This is a genomic window from uncultured Flavobacterium sp. (genome assembly GCF_963975515.1).
Classification (GTDB): domain Bacteria; phylum Bacteroidota; class Bacteroidia; order Flavobacteriales; family Flavobacteriaceae; genus Flavobacterium.
In genome coordinates, this window is the sequence record NZ_CAXBGY010000011.1 from 1 (window position 1) to 10,600 (window position 10,600).

Annotated in this window: 5 protein-coding genes and 1 pseudogene; 1 reads left to right on the forward strand and 5 read right to left on the reverse strand. The window is 33.8% G+C overall.

Features of this window, described 5'->3' with window-relative positions:
* Positions 1-2,714 (reverse strand): annotated as a pseudogene (locus tag AAC008_RS11855) (hypothetical protein); the annotation flags it as partial.
* 31 nt (positions 2,715-2,745) lie between these two features.
* Entirely contained in the window at positions 2,746-3,036 is a 291-nt protein-coding gene (locus tag AAC008_RS11860; protein ID WP_339889501.1) for a hypothetical protein, read from the reverse strand.
* A 379-nt stretch (positions 3,037-3,415) separates the two neighbouring features.
* On the opposite strand from AAC008_RS11860, the gene AAC008_RS11865 reads away from it, so the two are divergent.
* The gene (locus AAC008_RS11865; RefSeq protein WP_339889502.1) at positions 3,416-5,005 is read left to right on the forward strand and encodes a peptide chain release factor 3; all 1,590 of its coding nucleotides are present in this window, start codon (positions 3,416-3,418) and stop codon (positions 5,003-5,005) included.
* A gap of 70 nt (positions 5,006-5,075) precedes the next feature.
* Here the strand turns inward: AAC008_RS11865 and AAC008_RS11870 are convergent, their stop codons facing one another.
* The 3 genes from AAC008_RS11870 to AAC008_RS11880 all read right to left on the reverse strand — a co-directional run bounded on the left by AAC008_RS11870 (position 5,076) and on the right by AAC008_RS11880 (position 10,589).
* Entirely contained in the window at positions 5,076-5,246 is a 171-nt protein-coding gene (locus AAC008_RS11870; protein ID WP_339889503.1) for a hypothetical protein, read from the reverse strand.
* Between the two features lie 44 nt (positions 5,247-5,290).
* The gene (locus AAC008_RS11875) at positions 5,291-10,099 is read right to left on the reverse strand and encodes a lamin tail domain-containing protein (RefSeq protein ID WP_339889504.1); all 4,809 of its coding nucleotides are present in this window, start codon (positions 10,097-10,099) and stop codon (positions 5,291-5,293) included.
* Positions 10,100-10,388: 289 nt separating this feature from the next.
* Complete coding sequence (locus tag AAC008_RS11880) at positions 10,389-10,589, reverse strand: hypothetical protein (RefSeq protein WP_339889505.1); 201 nt, start codon at positions 10,587-10,589, stop codon at positions 10,389-10,391.
* Between the last annotated feature and the right edge of the window lie 11 nt (positions 10,590-10,600).

The following is a 10,600-nucleotide window of genomic DNA, read 5'->3' on the forward strand; positions in this document are numbered from 1 at the left end:
TTTATTGTTGCGATTGATGTGCTTGATGATGACCATGTTCCTCCGGTTTGTGTAGAAGAAAAAGTGGTCGTTAAGCCAACACATACATTTTGTGTTCCTGATAAGGTTCCTGCTACGGGTGCAGCGGTTACCGTTACTGTTCTTGTAAGTGACAAAGAAATACTACAAGTACCGTTACTAACACTTGTTAGATTTAAAGTGGTATTTGACGTTACTGCCGATACAGTAACATTTACTGTTCCACCTGCCCCTATAGTTGCTGTTCCTGAAACAGCACCTGTATAATTTACAGTGTTTCCTGCTGTTCCTGTAATAGTGAAAACTGCATTCGAACCGGTACAAATTGGACTGTTTGAGGTAAGTGTTGGCGCACTAGGTGAGGTTGGTTGTGGGTTAATTACAACATTTGTAGATGATGTAGAAGTACAACCAGCAGCACTTGTTACTGTATATGTATATGTTCCTGCAACTAATCCAGAGATTGTTGTACTAGTTCCAGTTCCTGTAGTTGTTACAGCTCCTGGACTTCTTGTTAAAGTCCAAGTACCACTTGAAGGCAATCCACTTAAGACCACACTTCCTGTAGCCGTAGAACAAGTTGGTTGTGTTATAGTTCCAACTATTGGAGCACTTTGTGTTGGTTGCGGATTAATGAGAACATTAGCAGATGAAGAAGATGTACATCCAACTGAATTTGTTACTGTATATGTATAAGTTCCTGCAGCTAATCCAGAGATTGTTGTGCTAGTACCTGTTCCTGTTGTAGTCACAGCTCCTGGGCTTCTTGTTAAAGTCCATGTTCCACTTGAAGGCAATCCACTTAAAACAACACTTCCAGTTGCTGTTGAACAGGTTGGATGAGTAATGGTTCCAACTGATGGAGCACTTGGCGTTACTGGTTGAGCGTTTATTGTTCGAGTTGCCGAAACAACTGAAGAGCACACTCCAACACTTGCTGTAACTGTATAAGTTCCTGCAGATGCCGTTACAACTCCTGTTGCACTTATTGTTGGTCCTGTAGGTGAGAATGTATATGTATAAGAAGCATTATAATTTGTAATTGTAAAATTTCCTGTTGCCGTTGAACAAGTTGGTTGCGTTACTGCACTTACTGTTGGTTGAGTAGGATTTACACATACAACTGCATTTGCTGTCTGGCAATTTGTTGGGTTAACTGCTTCACAAATTTGATAAACTACTGTATATTGACCAGCAGGTGTACCTGTAGTAACATTAACCGCACCAGTTGAAGTGTTCAAAGTAACACCAGCATTAGTTGTACTTACTTGTGTTAAGTTAATGCTTGATGTTGTAACAGGTGTACCGTTAATTGTATCATTTGATAATACATTTGATATTGCTGTTCCTCCTACTCCTTGAACGACAGAACCACTATCATTCATAGCAACTATAGGCCTAACTGTTCCACAAAGATTACCTGCGGGTACTATACACTCAAAAGAATTACCACTCCCTGTTGTTAAACCTCCTGTACTACCATTTGTTATATGACCAACAAAACAAATAGATCCTCCATTTGCTTTGTTAAAATATGTCGTAGCGTGTCCACCTATACTAACAGCAACAGGGTCGTCAACTCCTAAATTGAATGATGGAGGAACGGTAGGATTTTGTGTGATTGTTGAAGACTGTCCAATTGAATTTGTATTGTTTTCACCCCAAGTGTATAATATTTTTGGAAGTCCAATTGTTGCTCCAGCAGTTATTACTGCGGCAGCTGGGTAATCTTCTGATGTATTAGTAGTTGCCAAATAAAGTGCACCTGTAAAATCAGTTCCTGAACTATTTTTAATAGTAGTCCAAACATTTACGTTTCCAGTCCCAGTAGTAATTAATTCACCATCTGTATTATTTCCTACTCCATATATTTTTGTATCTGTCCCTAGTGCTAAAAGTCCAGGATCTACTTTATCACTAAAAATAATAGATATATAACTAACCGGAACAGGTGGCGCTACCATTTGTGTAGCATAAGTAAGGTTTTGAGTTCCACCTCCATTCCCTAATTCTACATTATTTCCCCATGCATAAATTGTTCCGTCACTTCTTAAAGCAAATCCTGCAGATTTACAACCAGTTATTTGAGCAACTCCAGTTAATGGCACACCAGCTGAAGTTTCAACTCTTTGCCAAATAGTAGTATTAGTACTAGCGTTTCCAAAAGGTGCTGTTGTACCTGTTGTTGCAACCCATACTTGTCCTGTATTTAGAACAACAAAAAGAGCATCCGAATTTGCATGTATATCAGCTATTGTAGATGCTACAAATGGGAGATTTAACATAGGTGCAAAATTGGCATTAGTAACAAAACTATTACTAACTACTTCACCAGGTGTACCCCAAGCGTATAAATTAGTTGTTGTAGCCAAAAATCCTTGACCTCCCGTATTACCTGAAACAGCAAAACGAAGAATTGTTCCCGTATAATTATAACCGTTCGCTGGTGTAACATCAGATATAGTTGTCGCATCTGAACCATTTGCACGCATATTCTCACCCCAAGCTACTAGACCAGTTGTAGTTCTAACGATTGATTGATGGTAAGATGTAATTAATATGTCTTCATTTGGATTAAATACACCGTTTGCTCCAATCATAGGACATTGGGCATGTATATTTGATGCAAATAGACAGATGGCAATTATTATCAATAACCTATAACTGCTATATATTTTTTTTAAATTTGAAATCATTTTCATAATTTTATTTTTATATCGTCAAATATTATTTTAATGTTAATTTGAAATATCCTCTATAGACAAGACACAAGTTATTATTAGTATCAATTCTATTATATTTTCTTAATAGAGCTTTAATTAGTCCATAAAAAAATAGTCCCGAAGCTAATTCTAGAGTAAATAATAATACTGAAAGATTTGTTGAGTTTTTTGAAAAAGCAAATGCTTCACCTACAAGTGTAGAAACAGCTATTAATAAAGTTATTGTTAATATAAATAACTTTACATTTTTTATTCCATAAGTAAAAAACAAGCTTTGGGGCTCTTTGTTTTTCATAGATTTGGGATTTATGATGTAATCATAAAATAGTATACGTAATTTAACACTATTTAGATGTCTATTCTTATAAAAAAAGTAAAGTAGGTGTTTACTAATTCTAATTAAATATGCTTAAAATTCTTATCAACACTCAACAAACAGTGTTAGTGCATGTTAAGTAGATACTTGCAAATATATAGAATATGTTAACAAGTCAATAAATATTTGTTAAAAAATAGGTTATCAACGATAAAAAGCAATTTAATTCGATAAAATTCCTTTAAAAATAGCATTATTTCTAAGAACTATTGCTATTTAATAAAAAACACAAACATTAAGGCTATATAAATGTTAGTATTAAAATTCAATTTAATAAATTTGCACCTTTAATAAAGCTATGAGTTTAGAAAAAGAAATTTTAAAAAGAAGAACATTTGGTATCATTTCACATCCTGATGCTGGAAAAACAACATTAACCGAAAAACTATTGTTATTTGGAGGAGCTATTCAGGAAGCTGGTGCTGTTAAAAACAATAAAATAAAAAAAGGAGCTACTTCTGATTTCATGGAAATTGAACGTCAAAGAGGAATTTCTGTTGCTACTTCAGTTTTAGCTTTTATTTATAAAGACAAAAAAATAAACATATTAGACACTCCAGGGCATAAGGATTTTGCAGAAGACACTTTTAGAACCCTTACAGCTGTAGATAGTGTAATTGTTGTAATTGACGTTGCTAAAGGAGTAGAAGAACAAACTGAAAAATTAGTTGAAGTCTGTAGAATGCGAAAAATTCCTATTATAGTTTTTATAAACAAATTAGATAGAGAAGGAAAAGATGCATTTGATTTACTAGATGAAGTAGAACAAAAACTAAACTTAACCGTGACACCTTTAAGTTTTCCTATAGGAATGGGTTATGACTTCAAAGGAATTTATAACATCTGGGAAAAGAATATTAATTTATTTTCAGGTGACAGTAGAAAAGACATCGAAGACACAATTGCCATTTCTGATTTAAGCAATCCAGAATTAGATACCTTAATCGGTTCAAAACCTGCAGAAAGATTAAGAGAAGAAATAGAATTAATTAGTGAAGTATATCCTGATTTTAATAGAGAAGATTATTTGAAAGGAGATTTACAGCCTGTTTTCTTTGGTTCTGCTTTAAACAACTTTGGCGTTAGAGAATTGCTAGATTGTTTTATTGACATTGCTCCTTCTCCTCGACCAAAGGAATCGGACACTAGATTAGTGAATCCAAATGAAAAAACGTTGAGTGGTTTTGTTTTTAAAATTCATGCCAACATGGATCCTAAACACAGAGATAGATTAGCTTTTATTAAAATTGTTTCAGGTACGTTTGAAAGAAACAAAGCTTATCATCACATGAGGTTAAATAAGAATTTGAAATTCTCTAGTCCAAATGCATTTTTTGCAGAAAAGAAAGAGATTGTTGACATTTCTTATGCAGGTGATATTGTCGGATTACACGATACCGGAAATTTCAAAATTGGGGACACCTTAACTGAAGGTGAACTAATGAACTTTAAAGGAATTCCAAGTTTTTCACCAGAACATTTTAGATACATTAACAATGCTGATCCACTAAAATCTAAACAATTAGAAAAAGGAATTGACCAATTAATGGACGAAGGTGTTGCCCAATTATTTACTTTGGACATGAATGGAAGAAAAATAATCGGAACAGTTGGAGCGTTACAATATGAAGTAATTCAATACAGACTTGAACACGAATATGGTGCAAAATGTACTTATGAAAATTTTCCTGCTTATAAAGCATGTTGGGTAAAACCTAATGATCCTAAAAATGAAGAGTTTGCTGAATTTAAAAGAATCAAACAAAAATTCTTAGCTACTGATAAATATGGACAATTGGTGTTTTTAGCTGATTCTGAGTTTTCAATACAGATGACTAAACAGAAATTTCCATCTGTTAATCTGCACTATACCTCTGAAGTAGATTAATAATACATTCAAAATAAATAAAAAACCACATCGTAATTGATGTGGTTTTTTTGTTTGAAGGTGATAAAATTTATACTTCTTTTATTTTTTGTTTTCTAATTACAAAATAGCCTAGTCCTATGGCAGCAACTAGCATTAATGGAACGTAGTCGCCAATTGGAGCGGCTGGTTCACCAGGGTCTCCTCCTGGGCCATCAGGATCTTGTGCATTGACTGTGAAATTTATTGTAAGTAGCATCATTACTACCAGTATGTTTTTATATAAATTTTTCATTCTGTTTTTTTTTAGTTAGCGATTATAACTTTTGTTTGATATACTGCTTTACCAGCATTTAGTATTCGTAAGGCATACCAATTATTAGCTAAACCTTTTGTATTAAAACTAAATTGATTTCCTGTTAAAACTTCAATAGTATTTGATAGCACTTTTTGTCCTAAAACATTTACTAATTCATAGCTATAATTTGTATAATCTCCTTGTGGCAATTGAATATTTACTATTCCGTTTGTTGCAGGATTTGGATATACTTTTATGGCTTCAGTATCAAATACTGTTGTAGCTAATGGCGATGCACTAAACACAACTTTAAAACGATCTCCTGTGCTTGCAGTAGCCGAAGTTACAGCAAAAGGATACTCCTGAATAGATCCATCTAAAACAAGTGGTGTTTGAACTCCTGTAAACAAATCAACTAATGTAGCTTCAATATTTGGAACTGTAAATGATTCTGTATTGATTCTTAATTTATAATTATTCACAGGCGTATTCCAAACTCTCATGTACATCTCATCTAAAGGTTGAGGCGTTGAAAAATGTTCACTAGACATTGGTATGTTATTTCTAACAAAAGCAATGTTTTCTCCACCATTTGCAAATTTCTTACCATCACTATCATCTACTAAATTAGAAGCAGTATCATAAAAACCTGCAACAGCACCATCTAATGGTTTCCATTCTTGGTTCGACTCTTTAAACATCCCAACTCTAAGAATTGAAGCATTTGTTGAGTTATTTAAATTTTGATTAGCGTTTTTTCCAAATACATTTGACACAGCACTAGATTTAATATCTTCGGATAAAGTTAACAATCCTGTTGTTGCAATATTTGCTTTTACAAAGAAAGCTTGCCCACTTTGAATTGCAATTGAGTTTGTTGAATAACTACCCGTACTATTTGAATAAGTTCCCAATGCGACATCATAAGAAACATAACCACCAGTCGTAGCTAATGAAGGATCCCAAACCCAAAAACTAGGTGCCAAATTTACTCCACCGTTTAGGACTTTGCTTGGATCTAATGGACTTGCATATGGATTACCAATTAAAGTATGTTTTGAGTTTATAATCGCAGAATGCACTACATTACCAGTAATTAATTCTCCTGTTGCTTTTAAGGTTGTAGCAGCAGACAATCCGTTAGAAATATTACCACTTCCATAAGCTCCTGTTACAAAAACCAAATAAGCATTGTTACCAGTTGTATCAAATAAATTGGCTGTTGCTGTATTGGTTACATTTGCCCAACCTGTTGGTGTATAATTTAAAACAGAGTAGTTTGGACCAATTGGCATGTTAGTTCCTGCTGGTCCCCAAATTTCAACTCCTGTGTTTGCAGTAGTAGCACCACCATTTTGCCAAGCACTATATAAAGAGGTGTCGCTTCCTTTTAAAGGAGTCGTTAAGGCTTTCCATGCTCTTCTTGCTGGTATATAGCGTTCTACAGTTACGTTTGCAGCATTTGAAAGCGTTCCTGTTATTTCTCCAATAACAGCATCCCCTGCTGTACTTGATTGCAATAGCACTGCTTTTCCTCCAAAATCTGCAGTTCCTTGTACAGTTAAACTAGCTGTTGGAGCAACAGTTAATGTTCCTGTTCCACTTAGCGTTAAACTTTTACCTGTTTGAACAGTAAAATTTGTATTTAAAATTGGGTTACCAACTGGTATTTCAATGTCTTTTGTTCCGTCTGGCACTGCATTATTTGACCAATTTGAAGCAGTTGACCAATCAGTAGCTGTTGTACTAATCCATCTTACTGGGCCAGTTGTAGTAACTTCTATAACATTAGAATTTGAAGAAGTACCAGAAGCATTTGTCGCTCTTACTCTGTAATAATATTTTGTACCTGATTCTAAGCCGGTTACGTTATGTGTTAAAACATTACCAACACTTAAATTATTATATCCTGTTACGTATTCTAAAGTAGTCCCACCATCAAAAACATGTGAACCTAAATTTGAAACATTATCTGTTGGGTAAGAAATCCATTCACTCTCTAAAGTAGTAAAAGCACTTGAACCAGTTCCTGTTGGGCTTGTTGTTACACCTCCATATACATTTTGTTTTCTTACTAACGTTTCATCTGATGTAGAATTTGAACTAGAAGACCATGATGAACCTGGATCATCTCCAATTCTTCCAAAAATATCAACAAAAGAATTTGTGCTAATTTTAAATAAAGCTACTGCATCATCACCATTGAAATTTGTTGATGTTGAATAATAATCAGTACCCACATAAATATTTCCAGAATTTCTATAAACAATTGTAGAATTATTAGGCAATATATTTTCTAAAATATTGTCATTATTAGGTGAAGAATTACCATTTGCAAATAATTGTAATCTATAATCACTTAAATCAACATCATTACCAGTTCCATTAAAAATTTCAATATACTTATTACTTGATGAACCTTCAACATATTCAGAAATAAATAAATCTGAAGCATTGACTCCTGCGTTTATTTTATAAACATCAATTGAGTAACTAGTAGCACCACTTACAGCATTCCAATTTGCAGTAAATTGATTATTTCCAATTGAAGTTGCGTCTGTTGCTACAGGTTCACCTGGAACCGGAATAAGTGTTGTGAAATTTTGAGCTGTACCATAAGTATATGTAGTTCCATTATATAAGTAAGCTTTGTAAGTATAATTTACATCAGAAGACAAACTAGAAACTGCTTCATTAAATGAACCCGCTACACCTAATGCTAGAGGTGCATTAACAACATTGCTTCCTCCTATTAAAGGATCATTATTCAATAGCGTTTCAGCATATACAAAGCCTTTTATAGTGGTTGAAGGACAAACGCCAAAGACAGAAGTAGATGCATTTAAAGTCGCTGAAGTTTGAGTAACCAATGAAGGCAAGCCAGTTGTAACTGATGCAGTTACTGGATTTGGCGAAACAATATTAATGTTAAATGTAGATTCAGCTGCAACATTAAATGCGAAAACTCTAACAAAATAAGTAACTCCAGCTGTGAAATTTGAAGTAATAGTTTCAGTAGCGCTAGAAGAAGCTGCACTAGCTATGGAAGTTGTATTTGAAGGACAACTATTAGCGTTTGAGAAAACTGTAACATCTACATCTCCAGAAAAGTTAGAGACGGTTAAAACATGACTACCCGTACAAGTTGGAGTAAAGGAATACCAAACGTCATTTTTAGAAGTAAAAGGAGTTGTATAAGTTGAGCTTAATAAAGTACCATTTAAATTCACGCCATTTAAAGTTAAGACTGTTGCATTAACACATAAGTCATTTAATGGTGGAGTTAAAGTTGTGAAATTTTGAACAGACCCATAAGTATATGTAGTTCCGTTGTATAAGTAAGCTTTGTAAGTATAATTCACTCCAGAAGACAAACTAGAAACAGTTCCATTAAAAGAACCCTCTGAACCTAATGTTACAGGCACATTAACAACATTACTTCCTCCAAATAAAGGATCACTATTTAATGAAGTTTCAGCATAAACAAAACCTTTACTTGTTGTTGCAGGACAAATTCCAAATGTTGATGAAGTTGCTCTTAAACTAGCACTATTTATTGTAATCGAATTAGCTGTATTTGTTACAACCGCTTGATTAACTATAGCTATTCCTGTTCCAGTCAAAGCATTGTTTACTGAATTACTTCCACTAGTTGTACTTGTAATAGTTAAATTTGCACTTTTAGCTCCAGCACTTGATGGCGTAAAAGTAACGACATAAGTAGCAGTTCCTCCATCTCCAGGAATTGAAGTTGAAGATAAACCACTTATCACAAATTCAGTTAGATTATCAGAATCAATAGTAATGCCATCTGCTGCATTGATTCCATTGTTAGTTATAGTATATGTAATCGGTGTAGCAGCAGTTGAAGAACAAACCGAACCATGAGACAAACTACCTGACACACTCAATACTGGATTAGTAGACGCTAATGTAGCTTGACTATTAGTTGTTGCTGTAGCATTATAATTTCTTTCAGTATCACAATAGTCATAAGATCTAAAATAATAAGTAGTTAATGGATTTAAACCCGTAACCGAAAATGAAGACCCAGTACCATTATACACTACTTGCTGACCACTACCATAAGTAGCATTCGCAGTAGGATTTGTACCGTTGGTTGGAGCTGTAAATACATTTGCAGTATTCATTACAACTACTCTACCAGCACCGTTTCCACCACTTAAGGCAACACCCATTTGAAATGAAGTTACACTAGAAAAAGCTAATGTGGATTGTGTTGTTGGGGACGTACAGCCTGAAGCTAATTTATATAAATATACAGGTGCTTGACCTGAACTATAACAAGAAAAAATTGAAGAGATACTATTGTATCTTAAAATATTTCTAGAATAACTACCAGTAACACATGTCATAACAGCAGCATTAGAAGCAAAAGTTATTGTCCAGTTAGCTGATGACACAGTACTATGTAAATTATTACTCGAACTACTAGTTGCTTTTAAAAATCCAGAATTGGCGGTATCAAACAAAGTCCAAGCTCCTGTAGAGCCACCTAAAGTAATTTCATAAGGCTTATTAGTTTCAGAACTTGATGCTGCGACAGTTGTAATTATAGCCCCAGAAGCAATTGTAATTGATGCTTGTGGTCTATTATTTGAAGCTTGATAACCTAGGGCAACTGCTGCTCCGTTAGTCTGAGACGATACAATTATATATTTAGAACCCGCAACTAAATCAGTTGTAGAAGTAACTAAGTTATAAGTATTTTGCCCAAACCCCAATTGTCCTAATCCCAAAAAGACTAGAAATAGAATTGATTTTAAAAAATGTTTAAATCGTAATTTTTTATTCATGTGTATGTTTTTTTTTTAAAACCCAATATATTCTAACCAAATTAGCTGGTTTGAACACTTGGATATTAGTCTATTATGATACAAATTTACAGTATTAATTAATGATAATCCAAATGTATAGGTTACTTAATTGTTAAAAAACGCATCAATCACCAAGTTTATTAACAGTAATGATAGCATTTTACTAGTAACAGAATCCGCATTAAGGCAAGTAAAATAAGCAAAAAGGAATAAAAAAAAGGCTGTCCAAAAATTACTTTTCGAACAGCCCTTTTAAAAAAAAAATATTTTACACTTCTTTAATTTGTTGTTTTCTTACTACAAAATAGCCTAATCCTATTGCTGCAATTAGCATTAATGGAACGTAGTCTCCGATTGGAGCTGCTCCTGGATCACCAGGCACGTCATCAGGTTCCTCTTGCGCATAAGCCGTAAAATTAAATGTAATCAACAAGATTGCTACCAATAGGCTTTTATATATATTTTTCATTTCGTTTTCTT

Bases quoted from the DNA above. Each gene is read 5' to 3' on its own strand.
- AAC008_RS11880 (WP_339889505.1), bottom strand. From the start codon at position 10,589: ATGAAAAATATATATAAAAGCCTATTGGTAGCAATCTTGTTGATTACA.
- AAC008_RS11875 (WP_339889504.1), bottom strand. From the start codon at position 10,099: ATGAATAAAAAATTACGATTTAAACATTTTTTAAAATCAATTCTATTT.
- AAC008_RS11870 (WP_339889503.1), bottom strand. From the start codon at position 5,246: ATGATGCTACTTACAATAAATTTCACAGTCAATGCACAAGATCCTGAT.
- AAC008_RS11865 (WP_339889502.1), top strand. From the start codon at position 3,416: ATGAGTTTAGAAAAAGAAATTTTAAAAAGAAGAACATTTGGTATCATT.
- AAC008_RS11860 (WP_339889501.1), bottom strand. From the start codon at position 3,036: ATGAAAAACAAAGAGCCCCAAAGCTTGTTTTTTACTTATGGAATAAAA.